The sequence below is a fragment of the Citrobacter sp. A316 genome (assembly GCF_002042945.1).
Taxonomy (GTDB): domain Bacteria; phylum Pseudomonadota; class Gammaproteobacteria; order Enterobacterales; family Enterobacteriaceae; genus Citrobacter; species Citrobacter portucalensis.
Genome location: NZ_MVFZ01000001.1, coordinates 324059 through 346520, shown reverse-complemented (window position 1 = coordinate 346520; position 22462 = coordinate 324059). Strand labels below are relative to the sequence as shown.

Below are 22462 nucleotides of genomic sequence, written 5' to 3'. Positions count from 1 at the left end.
TAAAATATGCCAATCTTTAAAATATGCAACGCTTAAAGAAATATTCGCAACATGAATGTATTTTTATTTTACATTCCAGGAATTGATTTTTTATACTTTTGATGATGTGAGTTGCTGGTTTTCAGCGGTTATTATATTGATATGTTCTGCGAAATTTTTATTGCTAAGTGAGGCGCGATTGTACATTAAGTATAATCTGATTGATGGGAGCTTGAAATCTATATTGATTTCTTTTAAATTAAGTCGGGCAGCATGATATTCATAATTAAGCTTGGGGATTATACCAATAATATCTGTACCAGCAATCACATTAGTAATTGACATCAGAGAGTCGCTACTAAATCCAATTTTACGATTGGTTAGCAGGGCATTGGCTTGTGATTGATACTCTTTAATACCCGCTTCCTCTGTAAGATATAAAGTAAATTGTTCTTCCAATATTTGTGCAAGAGTCGCAGATTCATTCATTCTGGGGTGATTACGGCTACATGTTAAAACACATTCAATAGTTTTAAACAGCGTACATACAATAGATCTGTTATATACAGGAGCGGTGGTGATGATTAAATCCGCTTTCCTGTAGGCCAGGATGTTCTCTGCAGTATCGGCAGTCATTATTATGTCGTGATGTTCAACTTCGACATCTGAGTTTTTTCTTAACGTATTGATTAACTCAATCACCCCTAAGTTAGTCGTAATTTGTGGGCTATAAATAATAAATTTCTTTTTCAGGCTGGAACCATGCATAATATTAATGGTTTGTTCCAGATTATTAAGATTTTGCTCAAGGTGGTGATGAAGATTAACCCCGGTTACGGTTGGCGTAATACCTTTACCGGAGCGAATAAACAGGGGGTCGTTAAACTGTGTACGCAGTCGCTGTAATGACTGGCTGACGGCTGAAGGGGTGATATACAGTGTTGTCGCAGCTTTGCTGATGCTCAAATGTTGATATATGCATTCAAATATCACTAACAAGTTGAGATCGAATTTTTTGAGATCATAGAGGTTAGCCATGCATACCTTCCTGTGATGGTAATGTAATGAAAAATTGAATTTCGGAATAGTTTAAATGTTAGTTATTCTTGGGATTTATGTTTATGTGCTTAATGAATAATTAACTTTAGCTAAAATAGCACAGATTGCGTAATTTTCACCAGGAAAGTTAATTTAAATGAGTGATTGAAATGAGAACGATAACAATCACTCATTTTATTACCTCTATTTATTTCCCATGATAATGTTTAATTTCTCCTTATCCGGTAATCCCACTTCCTGTTGTAACGTATCGTCTTTACTCATGTAATAGATAGCTGGCGTTACGTTGGCCCCTAAATCATCCATCAATTTTTGATTGATATTCAGTACCTTCATCTGTTCAGGATGGACCGAAGTCGGGATTTCCAGCTTCATTTTGCCGCCGGACGCCTCATAGTCATGCCAGGTTTTGGCCGGATCTTTGGTAGCCAGGATCGCAGCAGCAGTTGCTGGGCTTTCGGGTTTGATCACGCCAACCAGCAACGTACGCAGCTGAACTTTACCGGCTTCGACCCACGGACGCGCCTGCTGCCAGAACTGTTTGCAATAGGGACAGAAGGGATCGGCAAACACGTAGACGATGACCGGAGCCTCTTTTTTTCCGTCCAGAATCCACGACGCTTTTTCCATTCGCTGCCACATCTCACGTCCGGCAGGGGCATAGATCTCTTTTTCTATGAGCGCATTACTGAGGTTTTCGCCTTTTTCATTATACATGTAGCCGGAGATGGCATGTTTGCCGTCAGGCGTGACATAGATGGTAACGCCCATGTCCTGGTATTTACCCAGATAACCTTTCATTCCACCCGGCGCGTCGAAGGGTTTCAGAATAGTAATGCCCTGTTTCTCAATGGCTTTAACCGGGGCAGGGAGCTCCTCTGCGTGCACGATAGCGGGGAGAAGAGTTAAGAGTAAGGTGCGTTTAAACATTGATTTTCCTTATAAAATCAGCAGGAAAGGGGACTTAGTTGCAAAACCTATCACAGCCATAGGTAAGATCGACGGTCTGTCGATTGCCCTTTCTTGAGTTGGGTGATGTAATCCCAATCGCTGTTACGACCTTTGTTAAGGTAATGTAGAGCGCAACACATAGCCAGCCCTGCTGGCACTGACGTTACCTGCGGGTAGCTCGGGTAATGAGGCTCCCTGCAAAGGGGGCCTTTTTTACTTTTATCTTTAAGTTCACAACATGTGTTTGAGTGAGTTGTTAGTTATCGCTTATTGATTTGATAAAGGAAACGCATTAGCCCTGCGAAGAGATTTTCGTTAACTTATCTCTCAACGAAAACACGGAGGAAGTACAGATGTCTTTGATTAATACCAAAATTAAACCTTTCAAAAACCAGGCGTTCAAAAACGGTGAGTTCATCGAAGTAACCGAGAAAGATACCGAAGGTCGCTGGAGCGTCTTCTTCTTCTACCCGGCTGACTTCACTTTCGTATGCCCGACCGAGCTGGGCGACGTTGCAGACCATTACGAAGAGCTGCAGAAACTGGGCGTAGATGTGTATTCCGTGTCTACCGACACCCACTTCACCCACAAAGCATGGCACAGCAGCTCTGAAACCATCGCGAAAATCAAATACGCGATGATCGGCGACCCGACTGGCGCCCTGACCCGTAACTTCGACAACATGCGTGAAGATGAAGGTCTGGCTGACCGCGCAACCTTCGTTGTTGACCCGCAGGGTATCATCCAGGCAATCGAAGTTACCGCTGAAGGTATCGGCCGTGATGCGTCTGACCTGCTGCGCAAAATCAAAGCCGCACAGTATGTCGCTTCCCACCCAGGTGAAGTTTGCCCGGCGAAATGGAAAGAAGGTGAAGCTACATTAGCTCCATCTCTGGACCTGGTTGGTAAAATCTAAGTCGCATAGTTTGTAGGCCGGATAAACGTAGTGCATCCGGCATTCCACAGGCGCAAATTTGCGCCTGTTTCATTCCAGCACCATGACGCAAGTTGCATTAATGCAGTCCAGCTAAGTCGGCTTGCATGATGATGTTTTCAGAGAGGGAAGAAGAATGCTCGACACAAATATGAAAACCCAGCTCAGGGCTTACCTTGAGAAACTGACCAAACCTGTTGAGTTGATTGCGACGCTGGATGACAGCGCTAAATCGGCAGAAATCAAGGAATTGCTGACTGAAATTGCTGAGCTGTCAGAAAAAGTCACCTTCAAAGAAGACAATACTCTGGCGGTGCGTAAGCCATCGTTCCTGATTACCAATCCCGGTTCTCACCAGGGGCCGCGTTTTGCAGGTTCTCCGCTGGGCCATGAGTTTACCTCTCTGGTGCTGGCGCTGCTGTGGACCGGTGGTCATCCGTCAAAAGAGGCGCAGACGTTGCTGGAGCAGATCCGCGATCTCGACGGTGATTTTGAATTTGAAACCTATTATTCGCTTTCCTGCCATAACTGCCCGGACGTGGTGCAGGCACTGAACCTGATGGCGGTGCTGAACCCACGTATCAAACATACGGCGATTGACGGCGGTACATTCCAGAACGAAATCACCGATCGTAACGTGATGGGCGTTCCGGCGGTATTTATGAACGGCAAAGAGTTCGGTCAGGGTCGTATGACGCTGACTGAGATCGTGGCGAAAGTGGATACCGGCGCAGAAAAACGTGCGGCTGAAGAGTTGAATAAGCGCGATGCTTATGACGTGCTGATTGTCGGTTCAGGTCCTGCGGGGGCGGCAGCAGCGGTGTACTCTGCACGTAAAGGCATTCGCACCGGTCTGATGGGCGAACGTTTTGGCGGTCAGGTTCTTGATACCGTTGATATTGAAAACTATATCTCAGTACCGAAAACTGAAGGTCAGAAACTGGCGGGTGCGCTGAAAGCACACGTTGATGATTATGATGTCGATGTGATCGATAGCCAGAGCGCAAGCAAACTGGTCCCTGCAGCGCAGGAAGGCGGTTTGCATCAGATTGAAACAGCCTCCGGCGCGGTGCTGAAAGCACGTAGCATTATCATCGCCACCGGCGCGAAATGGCGCAACATGAACGTTCCGGGTGAAGATCAGTATCGCACCAAAGGCGTAACCTACTGCCCGCACTGTGATGGCCCGCTGTTTAAAGGCAAGCGTGTTGCGGTGATTGGCGGCGGTAACTCCGGCGTTGAAGCGGCTATCGACCTGGCAGGTATTGTTGAACATGTTACGCTGCTGGAGTTTGCTCCTGAAATGAAGGCCGACCAGGTGCTGCAAAATAAGCTTCGCAGTCTGAAAAACGTCGACATCATTCTGAATGCGCAAACGACAGAAGTGAAAGGCGATGGCAGCAAAGTTACTGGCCTGGAGTATCGTGACCGCGTGAGCGGCGATGTTCACAATGTGGAACTGGCAGGTATCTTTGTTCAGATTGGTCTGCTGCCGAACACCAACTGGCTGGAAGGCGCCGTTGAACGTAATCGCATGGGTGAAATCATCATCGATGCCAAGTGCGAAACCAGCGTGAAAGGTGTTTTCGCTGCCGGTGACTGCACCACCGTACCGTATAAGCAGATTATCATCGCGACCGGTGAAGGCGCGAAGGCCTCATTGAGTTCGTTTGATTATCTGATTCGCACGACAGTAGCATAAAAAAAGTAAGACTCACCTGCAATGCCTAAACCGCCAGCCATCCGCTGGCGGTTTTTTATTTCCACGCTCTCAAATTGTCAATTCTTGAAACAATTAACCGCATAAAACATTCACTTAATTAGTCTGATCATTAGTTTTATCAAAGAAAGATTAGGCGTTTTCTTTATTATATCAACCTGCATTATGTTTTCATTTGTTGTATGAATAAATGGTTGGTTAATTCATGGGTGAAATATATAAAACCCTGACGATCTTTGAATCGACAGGGTTATTATTGCGTGATTTTTTTATCTCTCACGATGGTCAAACACTGAAAGCGGCTTATTCAGCTCTGGATAAAAATGCCGTGGCGCTAACAGAGCAGGAGTGGCTGGAAGCGGAGTACGACTTCAATGCGCTATTTGTCGGGCCGCAGACGCTAAAAGCCCCGCCGTTTGCTTCGGTTTATCTCGAAGAAGATGCCCTCGTAATGGGTAAATCTACCCTAAGCATTCGGGAATTCATGGCGAACATAGGTCTATCTATAAGTCATGTAAATAATATCCCGGATGATCATATTTCCTGTGTATTGGAATTGGCCGTTTTATTATTGGCTAATGCCAGAGCATCAGCTGAATACCAGGTTACGCTCAATCGATATGTAAAAGAGTATATAGCGATATGGGTGCCCGAGTATATAGAAAAAATAAATATAAATGCACAAACCGCCACGTTGAAAACCGTAGCGGAAAGATTGTCTTCTTGGCTTGATGAATTAAACACGAGAGTATCAATATGAGTAATGAACCGGGAGTTCTGAACAGACGTTCATTTTTAAAAGGGTTAATTGCCCTTGGAACAGTAGCTGCCCTGCCAGGGGGATTGCTGACTTCACGCTGTGCATTGGCGCAACCGCCCATACCGTTTAACCCTAAAACCTACAAAATTTCTCGCAACGCCTGTCCGCGTAACTGCTATGACACTTGTAGCCTGAAAACCTGGGTGAAGGATGACGTCATCACCTTCGTGGAAGGCGCACCTGAGTCAACGTTTACACATGGAACTCCGTGTGTAAAAGGTCTGACTTACCCACGCCGGGTATATAGCCCGGATCGCATTAAATATCCGATGGTTCAGGATGTTCGCGGTAGCGGTAACTGGCGTCGTATCTCCTGGGAAGACGCAATGCAGCGCATTGCAACCAAGATGCTGGAGATTAAAAAGAAAGATGGCTCAATGTTGGGGCTGGCGCTGTCAAAATACTCAGGCAACCTTGGTGTGATGGGCTATGCCGTTGAAGGGATGATGTCTTCGCTGGGTTACACCACCCGTTTTGCCGGGACACCCTGCTGGCCAGCCGGTATCGATGCCCAAAACTATGACATGGGCGATATGTGGTGTAACGACCCGGAAGATTTTGTTAAAGCCAAATACATTATCATCTGGGGCGCGAACCCGGCCTGGTGCTCTATGCACACCATGAAATATATCTATCAGGCGCGAGAAAAAGGCGCAAAAGTGGTCGTTATCGATCCGCTTTTAACTCAAACCGCCGCGAAAGCCGATCTCTATTTACGTGTTCGCCCTGGCTCAGATGGCGCTCTGGCGCTGGGCATGGCGCGCCACCTGGTGGATAAAGGCTTGGTTGACCAGGATTTCGTTAACAACTATTCGCATGGTTATGCTGAGTTTGAAGAGTACTTGCGTAATAACGTTACCGTCGAGTGGGCAGCGGAAATTTGCGGACTGTCGGCGGATGTCATTCGCCAGTTGGCGGAAGAGTTTACGGCGGTTAATCCTGCCACCGTGTGGATTGGTTACGGTATGCAGCGCCATGTCAACGGCGGCGCGAATGTACGTGCGATCGATGCCTTTGTGGCGATGACCGGCAATATTGGTATTGAGGGCGGCGGCGCTCGCTACGGCCATCTGCAGACATGGGGCTATAACTACCATGGAATGATGCAAAAGCCTCCTGCAGGTTCTGTCGGCATGAAAGGCGCTGGTGGTCCGGTGGGTGAGTTTGTCAGTGATAGCGGTGAGAAAAGCGAATACTCCGATCGTGCGCTGAATATCAACCAGACGGCTCAGGGGATCCTGGACGCCAGCGAACCGCCGGTACGTATGCTGTGGGTGGCCTCTAAAAACCCATTTGCTCAGGATTTCGACCGCAACAAGATGATTAAAGCGTTTGATAAACTGGAAATGGTGGTTTGTGTTGACCAGTTCTTCAACGAAACCGTCCAGCATGCGGATATCGTGCTGCCTGTCACTACAACCTTTGAACAATGGGATGTCTCTTCGTCCTATTGGCACTATTGGTTATCTGTCAACGAGCCGGCTATCAAACCGCTGTATGAGTGTAAGAGCGATCCGGAAATCGCTGCGCTGCTGTCTAAAACCATCAATAAACTGGAACCCGGTTCATGTACCTTCCCGCAGGAGTTTGATGCTAAACGCTGGTTGGATCAGGAATTCAATGAGGGGATGGGCAAACAGTTCGGCATAGTGGGCTGGAATGACCTGCTGGAAGGACCCCGCAAAGCAAAAATGGTCAGCAGCGCAGCCTGGTACGATCGCAAATTCAAAACGCCGTCAGGTAAGTACGAATTCAAATCAGAACGTTGTGCGGAAAATGGTCACACGGCCTTGCCGGAATATAAAGCAGGTGCGCAGGGGGCGTTGCCGTTTCACCTGTTTACACCTCATCTTCAGTACGGTCTGCACTCGCAGTTTGTCAATCTGGACTGGATGCAGGTTTTCTGGCCAGAACCTTTTGTCTATATCCACCCGCTTGCTGCGCAGAAAAAGGGCATCACGGAGGGCGCTCACGTCAAAGTCTTCAACGAGGCGGGGCATGTTGAGCTGCGCGCCAAAATCACCACGAATGTGCCGGAAGATTTCCTTGTGATGTACGAATCCTGGTTCAACAAGCTTAGTTACAACGTACAGAACGTGGTCAAAGATACGCCAGCCGATATGGGGAAAATGGCGACCGGCGCACCGGGTGCGGCTATTCACAGTCAATTTGTAGATATTACTCTGTCAGGAAATGAAGGAGCTGCGGCATGAGACGCGCGTTTTTAGTTAATAGCGATAAGTGCATCGGCTGCCGTGGCTGTGCGATGGCGTGTAAAAGTTTTAACCAGCTGGAGCCTGAACGTTTCTGGCGCTATGTCTACCCGCTGGATAAAGAAATTTATCCGCATGAAGAGCGGGCATTCTACTCTCTGGCCTGTAACCATTGTGAAAACCCGGCCTGCCTGGCGGCTTGTCCGGTAGAGGCGTACACCAAACGTGAGGATGGTGTTGTGGTGCATAACCCGGAACGTTGCATCGGATGTAAAAACTGTATCCGCAACTGTCCATACGGTGCGCCGCGCTTTAATGAAGAGACGAAAAAAGCGGAAAAATGCAGCATGTGCTATGAGCGCCTTGATGTTGGCATGCAGCCAGCGTGCGTGAATGCCTGTCCGGTAGGTGCGCTGACGCTCATCGACCTGGATGCCGATCCGATCCCCAACAATGCCGTGCAGTATCCGCCGGGGTTCCCGCGTATGCCGCAGCTTAATCCTGGCACGCGTTTTATCCTCGCGCGTCAACCGAAGCAACCGGAGGGCAAGTAATGGAAAAGTATGAACTTCCTCTGGTGATTTTTACCGTGTTGAGCCAGATGTCGGTCGGGATCACGCTCATTCTGACGCTACGCGCGCTGCAAGGAAAGCTGGAAAGCAAACGCCTGTACTGGCTGGTTAGCGGACTGGTTCTGGCTGCGGCTTCGGTGGCGGCGGTATTGCACCTTGCGCATCCGGATCGCGCCTACGATGCCCTGATTAACCTGCAGCACGCCTGGCTGAGCCGTGAAATTCTTGGCGCAACCTTATACGGTGCGGCGGTCGGGGTGACGTTTTTGGCAAAAGGGCACAAAGCGCCGGCGGTTCTGGCCTCTGTTCTCGGTATCGCGCTGGTGGCGGTACAGGGGATGACCTATGCCGCCCCGGCAATGGTGGCGATCGCCAACGGTCTGACAATGCTGTTGTTCTTTATCACGGTGTGGGTAATGGGTTGTGCGGCGATTCCACTGCTTAACCTTGCACCTGCCGTTGCTGCATTGCGCCAGGGGATTGTCGTGTGTATGGCAGTCATGATCGCCGCGCCCATTATCTGGCTAAGCGGCGGCACCATCATGCAAATGACGGCGCATGCCTGGCTGACGTCGCCGCTTTACCTGGCAAGTCTGGTGTGCCTGGCGGTGGCCTTTGTGCTTAGCCGTCAGGGAGAACGTCGCGCAAAAGCGCTTTTTGTCCTGCTGTTTGTTGGCATATTCCTGAGCCGTCTGACGTTTTTTGGCGATACGGTTAGCACCATCGTGAATATCGGTCATTTGTACTGATCGTGAGGTAATAAAAACCCCTGTCAGGCGTTAACCTGGCAGGGGTTTTCTTTAACAAATCAGTGGCTGTTAACGTACAACCAGTACCGGTAAAGTTGCATGGCGAACAACGCTGGAGGCGTTAGAGCCGAGCAGATGGGTGCTGATTGATGGGTTACGCGACCCAATGACAACGACATCCGCATTCAACTCTTCACCCAACTCGTTGACCACGTCACGGACGCTGCCAAAGCGGACGTGTTGCTTAATACGGGAAGGATCGATGCTGAAGTGACCGACCATTGTTTGCAGACGGGTTTCCGCTTCGTGTTGCAGATGTTCTTCAAAACGACGAACGTCAGCGGCAAAGCGGTGCAGGCTTAAGCTCGCTGAGCCTGGCAGCACGTGCAGCAGATGGATAACCCCTTTATCCTGGGCCAGAAATTCTGCATGGCGAATAGCCTTGTCGCTCAGTTCCATTTCGAATACATCAACAGGCATTATGATTGTGTTGTACATAAACATTCTCCTTGTCATTACATGAACACATAACAGCATAGTATTAAAAATGATTCTGTCAGTCACGACACAGATTTATGTTTTGCGAACAGGAAAGAAAGCGAGGAACAGGGAGATCTAAGCGGAAAGAGGATGCGGATGCATCCCCTGTAAGATAAAGCGAGTGGCTTTGATAAGACAGAGTTAGCGCAGGTAGTCGCCTGCAGCTTCAGGCTGGTACTCAAGCTCGATAACTTCGAGGTGCGTTGAGGTCCCGCCAGGCAATTCCCAGTGAATGGTATCACCAACGCGCAACCCCAGAAGTGCAGCGCCGACAGGTGCCATTACTGAAAGCTGTGTGCTGCTGTCAGTCATATTGGCCGGATACACCAGGGTACGCACACGGACTTCGCCATCACTCAGATTGCGGAATTTCACGCGGCTGTTCATGGTTACGACATCGTGCGGCATGGTTTCTGGAGAACACATTTGGGCACGATCCAGCTCGGCGTTAAGGGCGTCGGCAATCGGTAAACCAGCAAACGCAGGTTGCTCCAACAGGCGGTCAATGCGTTCCGCATCGAGGTCGTTAATGATGATAGTTGGTCTGGACATTTATTACTCCATGTCGTCGATACTGCGGGTGCGCAGGTAAATAATCCCAAAAGAAAACCCTCACCGTCAGGCGGCAAGGGTTTAGCTTTTATGATGATACTGAGACTTACCCCATGTTTGAAGTGATTTAGTTCACATTCAGGTAAATCATCACCATTGTCGCATATGGTGTGATTTTAGCCGAAAAACGTGATCGTTCTCCAATTTGCATTATGCTTTTTAAGCGCTCGCTGCGGGCGCGTCAAACAACTCAGTGTTCCGCGACAGGAGATCTCATGAGCCAGTACGACAAACTTACCTTGAAAGACGGCAGCTATTTGCATTTTAAAGATTGGGGAAGTGGACAACCTATTGTGTTTAGTCACGGTTGGCCGCTGACGGCAGATGCGTTTGAAGATCAGATGTTGTTTCTTGGATCGAAAGGATTTCGTGTGATCGCCCATGACAGGCGCGGGCATGGGCGTTCGGCCCAACCCTGGGATGGTCATCATATGGATCAGTATGCTGATGATCTGGCTGAACTTACCGCGCATCTCAATCTTAAAGATGCCGTACATGTCGGGCACTCTACCGGCGGTGGGGAAGTGGCTCGTTATATTGGCCGGCATGGGACGCAGCGGGTGGCAAAAGCGGTGTTAATTGGCGCGGTGACGCCCATCATGGTCAAGACTGACTTTAATCCAAATGGCGTGCCGAAAGAGGTATTCGATGGCATCCGTGAGGGGGTTGTGAACGATCGCGCCGCCTTTTTCTATGAACTGACTGCTGCATTCTATGGCTACAACCGTCCGGGCGCAAAAGAGTCGAAAGCTGTCAGGGAAAGTTTTGTTGAACAGGGTTTACAAGGTTCCATCAAAGCGTTGTACGACTGTATACACGCGTTTTCGGAAACAGATCTGCGTGAGGACCTCAAAAAGATGACCATCCCGACGCTGGTGATCCACGGTGATGACGATCAGATTGTCCCGTTTGAAACCTGCGGAAAGGTCGCGGCGGAAATACTGCCGGACTCGCAGTTGAAGGTATATGTCGGCGGCTCGCATGGAATTTGCACCACCCATAAGCAACAGATCAACGGTGACCTGCTCAACTTTATTCAGTCGTAATCGTTGGCAGATTGTTCTACGCTGATCTTCTTTTTCCAGGGGGATGAGCGAAGCATAATTTGTGCTGAGCTGACGTCAACTTCAACAGGGAACGCTATGTATTTCTATCAACCGTCACAGGGACACGGCTTACCGCATGACCCGCTAAATGCCATCATTGGACCGCGCCCGATTGGCTGGATTGCGTCGCGTGACGGCAATGGTCGGCACAATCTGGCACCCTACAGTTTCTTTAACTGTTTTAACTATCATCCGCCAATTATCGGTTTCGCCAGCAGCGGCTGGAAAGACAGCGTGCAGAATATTATCGAAACCGGTGAATTTGTCTGGAACCTGACGACTCTTGAGTTGGCTACTGCGATGAACGAAACGTCAGCCAGCTTGCCGCACGGTGAGGATGAGTTTTTTGCCGCCGGGCTTAGCAAGGCTGATAGCCGGATAGTCAACGTGCCGCGCGTGGCGCAAAGCCCGGTCAATTTTGAGTGTCGTTTATCGCAAACTCTGCAACTGACTACTGCTGATGGCGCACCTGTTGAAACCTGGCTGGTGCTGGGAGAGGTGGTGGGTATCCACATAGATGAAACGCTCCTGGAAGACGGCATCTATCAGACGGCGAAAGCGAAGCCGGTACTGCGTGCAGGTGGGCCAACGGCGTATTATTCGATCAGTGAAACACACCGTTTTGATTTAGTTCGCCCGGACGCCCGAGCAAAACGCTAAGCTTACGGACCGACGCCAGCTTGCAGCGTCGGTCGCGAGTTTCAGTATCCCACTTTGTCGATAATAAACTGTTTACCGCAGCTACCCGGATGCGGTTGCGGTAAGAATGACTGTGCAGATAACGTCTGGTTGATGTTGTCGGCTTTCAGGGATAACTGGATCTCAGTGAGATACGCCGGATTGCCGTGGCAGCTTAGCTTCACTGCTTTGACGTTTTCTTTGCCCCAGCTTTTGGCAACGGCGGCGTCAAATGCGTTACGGCTGACGGTTTTGCCGTAGTTTTCCGCCAGGAATTTGCCCACCTCGCTGTTCTTAACCTCATTATTCAGTCGCACCATCGTGCCGAAGTATGCGTCGGGATCAAAACCGAAACACGCGCCATGTTTGGCATACTCGTAACGTTCCAGACAGGATCTCCCTCCAGCACCGGGCATTACGGCGCTGAGTTTTGCCGCGCTTTCCAGCGACAGCCCGGTTTCGGGGGCCGCGCATTTACGGCTGGCGCGGGCTTCAGGCAGGTTGGGAATAGGGCGAGTCGCGCAGCCAAAACGCATCCAACGGCGGTTGTCTACTCCACGGGCGGCAATGGATTTAGGCAGGCTGGGCCATAAACCGTGAACGGTCAGGAAATCCGCTTTGTCTGCGCTCTCTTTTTGTAAACGACATTCGTCAGGCTCCTGACGATTACGCTCATGTTGGCTTTGGCAAAATCCGGTTTGCCAGGAGAGGGCCAGCACGTAGCTGTCAAAATCAGCGTACTGTTTTGCCTGAAGTTCATCGGCCTGAGCTGCAGAAACTGGCAGCAGGAGTGCTGCCAGCAACGAAGAATAACGCCATGTTGATGTCATGATGATTTCGGATACTTATATAAATTCTGAATATCATCTATTTAATCATAAAAAATGCCAGTCAGGTTTAGCTGACTGGCATCATTTTCATCAGGCGTGAACAGGAATGATTAGCTCCACATTGCCAGAATCGGCCAACCGACCAGCAGAAGCATAGCGATGTAGATAACGCCGAAGATAGCACCCAGACGCCAGTAGTCTTTGGACTTCACATAACCACAGCCGTAGATGATAACGCCAGGGCCTGTTGCATATGGAGTCAGACAGCCCATGATACCGATGGACAGTACCAGCAGGATACACAGGTGTTCCATCGGCACGCCCGGGATACCTTTACCGACAGCCAGAATAACCGGCAGCATGGTGGCGGTGTGAGCAGAAAGGCTGGCAAACAGGTAGTGAGCAAAGTAGAACACCAGCACCAGAACGATCACGGTCGCGTTAGGGGAGAAGCCTTCCAGGTGCGTGCTCATAGTGTTGGCGAACCAGTCGATGAAGCCTGAACGGGTTAAACCATTCGCCATAACGACCAGCGTGGCGAGGTTAACCAGGGTGTTCCATGCGCTGTTATAACGGGTAATGTCTTTCCACGGTACCACGTGCAGCGCCAGCATCAGGGAGACAGCCAGCAGACCCACTGCGGTTGCATCAATCAGTTTACCACCAAAGACCCACAGGCCCAGGCTGAGCAGAACCAGACCGATCAGGGTCATCTCTTTGCGCGTCAGTTTACCCATGGTTTTCAGTTCATCACCGGCCCATGCGGCAACTTCAGCACTGTGGGTGACTTCTGGCTTGTACAGAACATAGGACAGCCACGGAGCAACGATCAGCAAAATAATACCGACCGGCAGGAAGCTGAGGAACCACTGCAACCAGCTGATTTGAATACCGGCAATTTTGTTAACGAATTCCAGGCCCAGTACGTTAGGCGCAGCGCCGGTCACGAACATAGAGGAGCTCAGGCTGGTACTGATTACCATCATCCACATCAGGTATCCGCCGATACGGCGCGCGGAAGGATCGTTCGGGAATGATTTAAACAGCGGCGGCAGGTTTTTGATAACCGGGAATACGGTACCACCGGTACGCGCGGTGTTAGACGGTGTAAACGGCGCCAGCAAAATGTCGATGATAACAATCGCATAGCCCAGCGTCAGGGTGCGTTTACCCATGAATTTCACCAGGAACAGCGCGATACGACGACCCAGACCGGTGACTTCATAACCCAGTGCGAAGATAAACGCACCAAACACCAACCACACGGTGGTGCTGGAGAAGCCCGCCAGACCCCATTTCAGCGCTTGCTTACCCGCTTTAAACGCCGGGTCGGCCAGTTCTGAAGCATCAAACAGCAGATAGTTGCTGCCGATAACGCAGATCGTTACGGCGATAAAGCTGATCGCTGTTGCCGGGATTGGCTCCAGGATCATACCGACAATCATTGCCACGAATACGGCAAAGTAGTGCCAGGCCTGCGGAGGCATTCCATCAGGGACGGGGATAAGAAACATGACGCCCATTACGACCAATGGTGCCAGCAACTTCCATATTTTATCTTTTGCTAAAGACATGTGTGTGATTCTCCGGAAAGGATCTTTAATTGTGATAATGATGAACTTGTGAAATCTGAGCTAAGAACCAGGTGACGATCAGCAGATCGGCGCAGCCTCCGGGACTGAGGTTGCGTTCAATGCACTGTTGGTCGAACTGGTGTAGATATTCGAGATCGGCAGGGGTACGAATCCCCCCTTGCTGCATCAGGGCGGTGGCCTGCTGCTGTAGCCAACGCAGACCTTCTGCGCCGCCACGTGAAGCCACGTTGGTGTCGCCGTTGATAGACATCAGCAGCAATAAAGTGTCGAGTAACGCCAGTTCAGGGTCGCGGCCCTGAGTCAGCAGTGCGCGATAGTGCGGCAGGGCATGCTGAATGACCAGCGGGTATCCCGCTTCGGCTTCGCCCCGTGCGCCGGTTAATCCCAGTTGCTGATAAAGACGTTGGCCAGCCGTGAGTTGTTGATTGTTCTGGCGCAGTTCGCGCTCGGTCAGGCCACGGCAAAATGTTGCTGCCGTAGAGCAAATGGTTTCAGCGGTAACAGTTAGTTGGAGCTGGTGCAGGCGGCCAATGGCGGCGCACAGCAGGCCCAGAGAAAAGATGCTCCCTTTATGGGTGTTCACCCCGGCGGTGGCGCGGAACATATCGGCTTCGCAGGCCATACCCAGAGGGCGTAGTCCTTTCAATACATCCTCAGGCGACAGCTGTGCGCTAAACGCCCCATACTCAATAAAACGTGGCAGCCATGACTGAATCGCTTCAGCGCTGCGATGAAAATCTTCCAGCGCCATATCTTTATGCGCGCCGTTGTTAATACGATCTACCAGGCCGGGTTTGGGCGACAGGTTGACTTCAGTCAACATGGCGCGCCACGCAAGCGTTGCGTAAGCATCAGGCAGATCCAGAGGAAGGACTGCGTTATTGGTTGATGTTGCGGGAATCGGCATCATGCAGCAGTGCCTCCATCTGAGTGAGTAAGTCGGAAAGCGCGTGGGTTTTACCCCGCGCACAGTCGGCAGCACTTTGCCCGCACAGCAGACAGCGGCGGGCAGGGAGTGCGAAATGACGCCGGGACAGAATTTCCCCTTCAGGGGTCAGGACATCGATGTCCCATAGCCGTCCCAGCGGGTGTGAATGCTCAAGTTCAATCGTGGCGAGCTTGAGGTCATGGGCCGGAGCCTCAATAGACAAAAAACCTTCCGGACCGCTGGCAGAAACCAGCGCTGTTTGCTCCCTGACAATCCAGGCGGATTGTTCCGCCAACGCGAGCAGGGCGGTTACGCCGTGATTAAAGATGCGACGAGTTAATTCGCTGTCTTTAATCGGACCCGGTGCGACTACGGTAAACGAGACCAGCGGCGCAGAGTGGCGTGTCAGCCAGTCCTGTTGCCTTGCTTGTCGCTCATCACGGCTGGCGAGCAGCTCGGGAATGGAAACCGCGTGTTGGGTGGCGTATTCAGGGAGCAGGTGCATGGCTTATTCCTTCACCTGATGCACAACGTCAATCACTGAACCATCGCGGTAACGCACAACGGCAATCACGCGGTCAGTGAATTCGATAGCGCGAGGCTGGCCGGTGAGTTGCTGTGCACGTTCGCGCAGCCATTCAATGGACACCACTTTCATACCGGCTTCTTTCAGACGTTCTGCCAGTTCTGGACGTGCAGGGTTGACGGCGATACCGTGGTCAGTGACCAGAATGTCAACGCTGGAGCCAGGGGTTACGCAAGTCAGCACGTTATCAACCAGCGTCGGGATGCGTCCGCGAACCAGCGGCGCGACGATGATAGACAGCGCAGCGGCAACCGCGGTATCGCAGTGACCACCGGATGCGCCGCGCAGTACGCCGTCAGAACCGGTCAGTACGTTAACGTTGAAGCTGGTATCAACTTCCAGCGCGCTGAGCACCACGACGTCCAGACGATCGACGGACGCGCCTTTTGAGCCCCAGTTGGCATACTGGTTGGCACTGATCTCAATGTGGTTCGGATTGCGGGCCAGTGATTCCGCGGCGTTACGGTCGAAACTCTGAACGTCCAGTAGCTTGCGAATCAGGCCTTTTTCGTGCAGGTCAACGATGGTAGCGGTAATGCCGCCCAGCGCGAAGTCAGCACGGATATCGCGGCTGCGCATTTTGTCTTCCAGGAAACGCGTAACGGCCAGAGAAGCGCCGCCGGTTCCTGTCTGCAGTGAGAAGCCCTCATTGAAGTAGCCGGAGTTAGCAATGACCTCTGCCGCGCTACGGGCGATTAACAGTTCACGCGGGTTGGTGGTCATGCGGGTCGCATCGGCACCAATTTTGTCCGCATCGCCGACCTGATCGATCTGCACGATCAGATCCACCTGATCCTGCGTAATGCTGGCCGGGTTATGTGGATAGGTCAGCAGCTGTTCAGTTAGCAGGACAACTTGTTTCGCGTTTTCGGCGTCTACGCGGGCATAGCCCAGTGAGCCGCAGCACGCTTTACCGGTATAACCGTTGGCGTTACCAAACTGATCGCAGGACGGCACGCCGAGGAACGCCACATCAATGCTGAGTTCGCCACTTTGTACCAGATGTACACGGCCACCGTGGGAGTGAATCTGTACCGGCTCGGCCAGCAGGCCGCGTGAGATTTCTTCCGCCAGCGGACCACGCAGACCGGAGGTATAAATGCGGCTAACCACGCCCTGACGGATGTGCTCAACCAGCGGAGCATGGCAATCGCTCAGGGAACTGGAGGCCAGCGTCAGGTTTTTAAAGCCCATACTGGCGATGGCGTCCATCACCAGGTTAATCGTCAGATCGCCACCGCGGAAAGCGTGGTGGAAAGAGATGGTCATGCCGTCCTGTAAACCTGAACGGCGAATGGCGTCTTCCAGGTTAGCGCACAGCTTTTTGTCGCGCGGTTTTTGCGCCTGCAATTCTGTTTTTGCGGTGCTCTGATAAGCGGAAAGCTCACTTTCTGCATGACGGCTCCAGGTCGCCACGCGATCCTGGCGTTGAGACTGTTCGATTTTCTGCGTCATTTTTTTGCCTTATTCTTCGCGAATGCCGGAAAGTTCTGCACGGGAGATAACCAGAAGGGCGCGCTCGATAACCGGGCTGTCGACCATTTTGCCGTTCAGGGAAACTACGCCACGACCTTCGCGAGCAGCGGCTTCAGCGGCTTCTACGACCAGACGGGCGTGAGCCAGCTCTTTGCGCGTTGGGGCGTACAGGTTATGCAGGAGTTCGATCTGGCGCGGGTTGATGAGCGATTTGCCGTCAAAACCCAGTTGCTTGATGTGTGCGGCTTCGTGCAGGAAACCCGCTTCGTTGTTGGCATCGGAATACACGGTGTCGAACGCCTGAATACCGGCAGAACGTGCAGCCTGCAAAATAGAGCAGCGGGCAAACAGCAGTTCCGTACCTTCCGGTGAGCGCTCAGTGCGCAGGTTACGTACATAGTCTTCCGCACCCAGGGCAATACCGATCAGACGCTCGGAAGCGTGGGCAATTTCTACCGCACGGGTAATGCCTAACGGCGATTCGATGGCGGCTAACAGACCGGTGCTGCCGGGCTCACGGCCACAGGCGTTTTCGATACGCAGAATTTCACTTTCGATGTCGATGACATCCTGTGCGGTATCGGTCTTCGGTAAACGTACGATGTCAGCACCGCCGCGTACCACGGCTTCAAGGTCGTTGATGCCCCATTCGGAGTCGAGGGCGTTTACACGCACGATGGTTTCAACGTCGTGATACAGCGGATGCTGCAGCGCGTGGTACACCATGCGGCGAGCGGTATCTTTTTCACGCAACGCGACGGAGTCTTCGAGGTCGAACATCAGCGCATCTGCCGGGTAGATGAACGAGTTGCTGACCATGGCGGCATTGGCGCCCGGTACGAACAACATGCTGCGGCGAGTACGGGTTTTACGTTGTTGCAAAGATTCGGAAATCACTGGCAATCCTCCCATGGCAGTGCCGGAATACCGCCAGCGCGGGCCAGTAGTGCTTCCAGTCGCGCACGTAAAATGCAGTCCAGTGCGCCTTTATCATCAACATTCAATTGCACGCCGCGTACGTTGTAGCGGGACAGAACGTCCAGAATGGTGGCCCGGATGGCATCACCGAACTGCTTTTCGACGCTACTGTTAACCTGCAGATCAATATCCTGCGAATCGAGTGGGGCGATGCGAATCATCACATCACCGGACTCGAGTGTGCCTGCGACGGCTGCCTGGTTTATTTTCATTTTTCACCTGTTGCTAATGCGGGGGTATTTTGGCGGACTGCCGCACCCGATGAGGCTCGTTCAACCATGCTTTGCAGATACTGCAGCGTGGCGTCCGGGACCAGGGATGCGATAGCCGTGAGATCTTTTTTAACCAGCAGCTTGCGCACCCAGGAGGCGGAAATCGGCAACTCCTGGAAGCACAGCCGCTCAATTTCCACCAGTTCAATCGGCGGGGCGGGAAGCGTTGGAGTCTCCAGCCAGTAGCGCATATCGTTGTTGTACTGGGAGGTGACGGTGCAATAGGGCTCAGTACCGACGAAGCGGTGTGTGACGCCGAGAGCTGGGGCCAGATACTGGCGGAAGATTTTCAGGTCTATTTCGGTGTAGCAGTGGTTAATAACGCTCTGCTCTTTGATGAAGTAACACGGGAACGTGGCGCGGGAAATGATGTATTCCGAACCGCGATGCACGGTTAAACGTGGAATATCTTTTGTCCCTTTAAGCACCAGATCCAGACGGTCTTCATACGGAAAACGCGAGGTATCTTCTTTCACCAAAAACAGATGCAGCCAGTCACATTGCGCGGCAGCCTGTTGGATCAGAAAACGATGTCCGTTAGTGAAAGGGTTGGCGTTCATGACGATACAGCCAATTTTTTTCCCATCATGGCGTTGTTTTGCCAGTGATTCGGCGTAGCGTTTCAGACGCGTAGTACTGTTTTCCATCAACACCATAATGCCGGGAACGCTGGTGAGCGTAGAAAAACCGCACTGTTTAAACAGCGATTCGTACTCGGTTTTGGTATAGATGAAGAGGTGCGTACAGTGGCGTTCATAGGCAAGGTTGATTAACTCGGTCGCCAGTGTTAGCGCCAAGCCCTCGCCACGGACAGATTCACAGATTGCGACACACTTAATAATATTCCCAGCGATACCACCGCAGGCAATCAGACGATCGTCACGGGTGACGGTGATAAATACTTCGACGGTGGTATCAACGCTCAAATCATTCTCTTTCAGAAATTGCGCGATAGCCGCCATCTTTTTATTTTCTGAGCGTTTAACTTGCGTGAATATATTATTGCCGAACATAGTGAATAGAGCCCCGATGCTATATTTGTTACTGGGTTTCTGTTTTTGTTGCTCTGTTTAGCAACCTGATAACGTTTTGTTTGCAACTGAAGGGAATGGTTTTTTATTACGGAGTATTTCTTTTTTTCCCTGCTGCATACATCGTAAGGGGTATTTTAGAGGTAATTTTTGATTTATTTCACAATAAGTTAGAAGGTTTTAATGTGTTTTATGGTTTTAAGTTTTTTAATTAATTTAACCCTAAAATAAGGTGTGGTTTTAATTTGTTTAATTGATTTAAGGTGGGGAATCTGCAACGATCATGTTTTATACCATAACGTGTAAATAGAACATTTTAATTACAACTACAATGAGAAATTAGTTTTAGTTAACGTCGGTGAGGAAAAATGTGATGGTAAAACAGAAAAATAAAACACGGTTTCCTTTTTTTCGCAGTCTGGCGTTTCCTTTACGTATCTTTCTGCTTATTTTGGTCGTTTCTGTTTTTATCATCGCCGCCTTGGCACAATACTTTACCGCCAGCTTTGAAGATTATCTGGCAACGCATGTCCGCGATATGGCAATGAACCAGGCCAAAATCATCGCCTCTAACGACAGTATCATCACGGCGGTTAAGCATCGTGATTACAAGCGTTTGGCGACGATTGCCGACAAACTGCAGAGCGGAACTGACTTCGACTATGTGGTTATCGGGGATACCAACTCCATTCGTCTATATCATCCGAACCCGGAAAAGATTGGCTATCCGATGCAGTTCACCAAACCCGGTGCGCTGGAAAAAGGGGAGAGCTACTTTATTACCGGTAAAGGGTCCATCGGGATGGCAATGCGCGCTAAAACGCCCATCTTTGATGACGATGGCAAAATCATTGGCGTAGTCTCAATTGGTTATCTGATCAGCAAAATCGATAGCTGGCGATCGGACTTCTTACTCCCGATGGCCGGTGTGTTTATTCTGCTGTTGCTGGTCCTTATGCTGCTCTCCTGGTTTTTCGCTGCCCATATTCGTCGGCAGATGTTGGGTATGGAACCGAAACAGATTGCGCGGGTGGTACGTCAGCAGGAAGCGTTGTTCAGCTCGGTATATGAAGGATTGATTGCCGTGGATCCTGATGGATATATCACTGCGATAAACCGCAGTGCGAGGAAAATGCTGGGGCTGTCTTCACCTGGGAGAAAGTGGCTTGGAAAACCGGTGAGTGAGGTGGTTCAGCCAGCGGACTTTTTCACCCAACAGATTGCGGAAAAACGACAGGACGCGATGGTCAACTTTAATGGACTGAGCGTTATCGCCAACCGTGAGGCGATTCGCTCCGGTGACGAACTGCTTGGGGCAATCATCAGTTTTCGTAGTAAAGATGAAATTGCTACTCTTAATGCGCAGTTAACGCAGATCAAACAGTATGTAGAGAGCCTGAGAACGCTGCGTCATGAGCACCTGAACTGGATGTCGACCATCAATGGCCTGCTGCAAATGAAAGAGTATGACAAGGTTCTGGCCATGGTGCAGGGTGAATCCCAGGCGCAACAGCAACTGATTGACAGCCTGCGCGGCGCGTTTGCCGATCGTCAGGTAGCCGGTCTGTTGTTTGGCAAGGTGCAGCGCGCGCGGGAACTGGGTCTCACCATGACTATTGTTCCAGGCAGCCAACTGCATCAACTCCCCGAGGGGCTGGATAGCACAGAGTTTGCAGCAATTGTTGGCAATCTGCTTGATAATGCATTTGAAGCGAGCTTGCGCACCCAGCAAGGCAACAAGGTCGTAGAGCTCTATTTGAGCGATGAAGGGGATGACGTGATCATCGAAGTTGCCGATCAGGGATGCGGTGTGCCGGAAGCATTGCGTGAAAAAATATTTGAACAGGGTGTGAGCACCCGTACCGATGAACCAGGTGAACATGGCATCGGTTTGTATCTTATTGCAAGCTATGTGAGACGCTGTGACGGGGTGATTACGCTTGAAGATAACTCCCCCTGCGGCACCTTATTTTCTTTATTTCTTCCGAAAGTGAAAAAAAACAATGACGGAACCATTAACGCTATTGATCGTTGAGGATGAAACGCTACTGGCGGAAATGCATGCTGAATATATCCGCCATATACCCGGCTTCAGCCAGATATGGCTGGCGGGTAATCTTGCGCAGGCGAGAATGATGATTGAGCGTTTTAAGCCCGGTTTGATTCTGCTCGATAACTATTTGCCGGACGGCAAGGGAATTACGTTATTGCATGAGCTAACCCAGGCGCGTTATCCGGGCGGTGTGGTGTTTACCACGGCGGCCAGCGACATGGAAACAGTCTCCGAAGCTGTGCGCAGCGGCGCGTTTGATTATCTGGTCAAACCCATTGCCTACGAGCGGCTGGGGCAGACCCTGACGCGTTATCAACAGCGTCGACGCATGTTGGCGGGTAATGATAGCGCCAGTCAAAAGCAGATAGATGAGATGTTTAATGCCTACGCGCGGGGCGAGCCGAAAGGGGATTTACCGACCGGGATTGATGCCTTAACGCTGAATGCAGTGCTGAAATTATTTGCCGATCCGACGGTACACCATACAGCAGAAACGATCGCCCAGGCGCTCACCATCAGCCGAACGACTTCCAGGCGCTACCTGGAGTACTGTGCCAGCCGTCATTTGATTATTGCTGAGATTATTCACGGTAAGGTGGGTAGGCCGCAGCGTATTTATCACGGCGGCTAATACACGTCATCCTTTAAGCTGCCTCTTTGTTGGCTGCATGGAGAAACCCCAGTCACATAGTTATCTATGCTCCTGGGGATTTCTTCACTTGCCGCCGCGATGCAGCATAAATGATTTTGTGTATTAAAGTCAGGTATTGACAGGTATT

At 50.9% G+C, this 22462-nt stretch carries 22 protein-coding genes; 10 read left to right on the top strand and 12 right to left on the bottom strand.

Annotated elements, in window-relative coordinates; translation table 11 throughout:
* Nucleotides 1-90: 90 nt before the first annotated feature.
* The gene (locus tag BZK41_RS01710) at nt 91-1017 is read right to left on the bottom strand and encodes a LysR family transcriptional regulator (RefSeq protein WP_079936956.1); all 927 of its coding nucleotides are present in this window, start codon (nt 1015-1017) and stop codon (nt 91-93) included.
* 204 nt (nt 1018-1221) lie between these two features.
* Nucleotides 1222-1968 (bottom strand): thiol:disulfide interchange protein DsbG, encoded by a 747-nt coding sequence (gene dsbG, locus BZK41_RS01705; protein ID WP_079936955.1) that lies wholly within the window; start codon nt 1966-1968, stop codon nt 1222-1224.
* A gap of 374 nt (nt 1969-2342) precedes the next feature.
* Here dsbG and ahpC point away from each other — a divergent pair, with 374 nt between their 5' ends.
* From ahpC to BZK41_RS01675, 6 genes are all read left to right on the top strand, one after another.
* Nucleotides 2343-2906, top strand: coding sequence for an alkyl hydroperoxide reductase subunit C (ahpC, locus tag BZK41_RS01700; protein WP_002894394.1), 564 nt, complete (start codon nt 2343-2345; stop codon nt 2904-2906).
* Between the two features lie 154 nt (nt 2907-3060).
* Complete coding sequence (gene ahpF / locus BZK41_RS01695; RefSeq protein ID WP_003831260.1) at nt 3061-4626, top strand: alkyl hydroperoxide reductase subunit F; 1566 nt, start codon at nt 3061-3063, stop codon at nt 4624-4626.
* A gap of 223 nt (nt 4627-4849) precedes the next feature.
* Nucleotides 4850-5404: a molecular chaperone TorD family protein gene (locus BZK41_RS01690; RefSeq protein ID WP_079936954.1), complete on the top strand. Its 555-nt coding sequence runs from the start codon at nt 4850-4852 to the stop codon at nt 5402-5404.
* The gene (locus BZK41_RS01685; RefSeq protein ID WP_079936953.1) at nt 5401-7677 is read left to right on the top strand and encodes a molybdopterin-dependent oxidoreductase; all 2277 of its coding nucleotides are present in this window, start codon (nt 5401-5403) and stop codon (nt 7675-7677) included. The genes BZK41_RS01690 and BZK41_RS01685 overlap by 4 nt, the downstream gene beginning before the upstream one ends.
* Nucleotides 7674-8231 (top strand): 4Fe-4S dicluster domain-containing protein, encoded by a 558-nt coding sequence (locus BZK41_RS01680; protein WP_047412739.1) that lies wholly within the window; start codon nt 7674-7676, stop codon nt 8229-8231. The genes BZK41_RS01685 and BZK41_RS01680 overlap by 4 nt, the downstream gene beginning before the upstream one ends.
* On the top strand, nt 8231-8998 hold the full coding sequence (locus BZK41_RS01675; protein ID WP_079936952.1) for a DmsC/YnfH family molybdoenzyme membrane anchor subunit: 768 nt from the start codon (nt 8231-8233) through the stop codon (nt 8996-8998). Before BZK41_RS01680 ends, BZK41_RS01675 begins: the two co-directional genes overlap by 1 nt.
* Nucleotides 8999-9067: 69 nt before the next feature.
* On the opposite strand, the gene uspG is transcribed toward BZK41_RS01675, so the two are convergent.
* Nucleotides 9068-9496: a universal stress protein UspG gene (uspG, locus tag BZK41_RS01670; protein ID WP_003022101.1), complete on the bottom strand. Its 429-nt coding sequence runs from the start codon at nt 9494-9496 to the stop codon at nt 9068-9070.
* A gap of 183 nt (nt 9497-9679) precedes the next feature.
* A complete protein-coding gene (rnk, locus tag BZK41_RS01665) occupies nt 9680-10090 on the bottom strand; it encodes a nucleoside diphosphate kinase regulator (protein ID WP_005120853.1) in 411 nt (136 codons plus the stop codon).
* Between the two features lie 275 nt (nt 10091-10365).
* Between rnk and BZK41_RS01660 the strand changes: the two genes are divergently transcribed.
* Together BZK41_RS01660 and BZK41_RS01655 are read left to right on the top strand one after the other, a co-directional pair.
* Nucleotides 10366-11196: an alpha/beta hydrolase gene (locus tag BZK41_RS01660; RefSeq protein WP_079936951.1), complete on the top strand. Its 831-nt coding sequence runs from the start codon at nt 10366-10368 to the stop codon at nt 11194-11196.
* Nucleotides 11197-11292: 96 nt separating this feature from the next.
* A complete protein-coding gene (locus BZK41_RS01655; protein ID WP_079936950.1) occupies nt 11293-11916 on the top strand; it encodes a flavin reductase family protein in 624 nt (207 codons plus the stop codon).
* A 41-nt stretch (nt 11917-11957) separates the two neighbouring features.
* On the opposite strand, the gene rna is transcribed toward BZK41_RS01655, so the two are convergent.
* The 8 genes from rna to citC form a co-directional block, all read right to left on the bottom strand.
* Nucleotides 11958-12764: a ribonuclease I gene (rna, locus tag BZK41_RS01650; protein WP_003835606.1), complete on the bottom strand. Its 807-nt coding sequence runs from the start codon at nt 12762-12764 to the stop codon at nt 11958-11960.
* Between the two features lie 110 nt (nt 12765-12874).
* Nucleotides 12875-14338 carry a citrate/succinate antiporter CitT gene (gene citT, locus BZK41_RS01645; RefSeq protein ID WP_079936949.1) on the bottom strand — a complete coding sequence of 488 codons (1464 nt, stop codon included), beginning with the start codon at nt 14336-14338 and terminating at the stop codon, nt 12875-12877.
* A gap of 25 nt (nt 14339-14363) precedes the next feature.
* Nucleotides 14364-15269, bottom strand: coding sequence for a triphosphoribosyl-dephospho-CoA synthase CitG (gene citG, locus BZK41_RS01640; RefSeq protein WP_003831272.1), 906 nt, complete (start codon nt 15267-15269; stop codon nt 14364-14366).
* A complete protein-coding gene (gene citX / locus BZK41_RS01635; RefSeq protein ID WP_079936948.1) occupies nt 15238-15792 on the bottom strand; it encodes a citrate lyase holo-[acyl-carrier protein] synthase in 555 nt (184 codons plus the stop codon). Before citX ends, citG begins: the two co-directional genes overlap by 32 nt.
* A 3-nt stretch (nt 15793-15795) precedes the next feature.
* Nucleotides 15796-17328, bottom strand: a complete 1533-nt coding sequence (gene citF / locus BZK41_RS01630; protein WP_079936947.1) for a citrate lyase subunit alpha — start codon at nt 17326-17328, stop codon at nt 15796-15798.
* Nucleotides 17329-17337: 9 nt separating this feature from the next.
* The gene (locus BZK41_RS01625) at nt 17338-18246 is read right to left on the bottom strand and encodes an aldolase/citrate lyase family protein (protein WP_003831275.1); all 909 of its coding nucleotides are present in this window, start codon (nt 18244-18246) and stop codon (nt 17338-17340) included.
* Nucleotides 18243-18539 carry a citrate lyase acyl carrier protein gene (gene citD / locus BZK41_RS01620; protein ID WP_003831276.1) on the bottom strand — a complete coding sequence of 99 codons (297 nt, stop codon included), beginning with the start codon at nt 18537-18539 and terminating at the stop codon, nt 18243-18245. The genes BZK41_RS01625 and citD overlap by 4 nt, the downstream gene beginning before the upstream one ends.
* Nucleotides 18536-19612: a [citrate (pro-3S)-lyase] ligase gene (gene citC, locus BZK41_RS01615; RefSeq protein WP_079936946.1), complete on the bottom strand. Its 1077-nt coding sequence runs from the start codon at nt 19610-19612 to the stop codon at nt 18536-18538. The genes citD and citC overlap by 4 nt, the downstream gene beginning before the upstream one ends.
* A 391-nt stretch (nt 19613-20003) precedes the next feature.
* On the opposite strand from citC, the gene dpiB reads away from it, so the two are divergent.
* A complete protein-coding gene (gene dpiB, locus BZK41_RS01610) occupies nt 20004-21665 on the top strand; it encodes a sensor histidine kinase DpiB (protein ID WP_079936945.1) in 1662 nt (553 codons plus the stop codon).
* Nucleotides 21634-22314 carry a two-component response regulator DpiA gene (dpiA, locus tag BZK41_RS01605; RefSeq protein ID WP_003831279.1) on the top strand — a complete coding sequence of 227 codons (681 nt, stop codon included), beginning with the start codon at nt 21634-21636 and terminating at the stop codon, nt 22312-22314. Before dpiB ends, dpiA begins: the two co-directional genes overlap by 32 nt.
* The last annotated feature ends 148 nt before the right edge of the window (nt 22315-22462 follow it).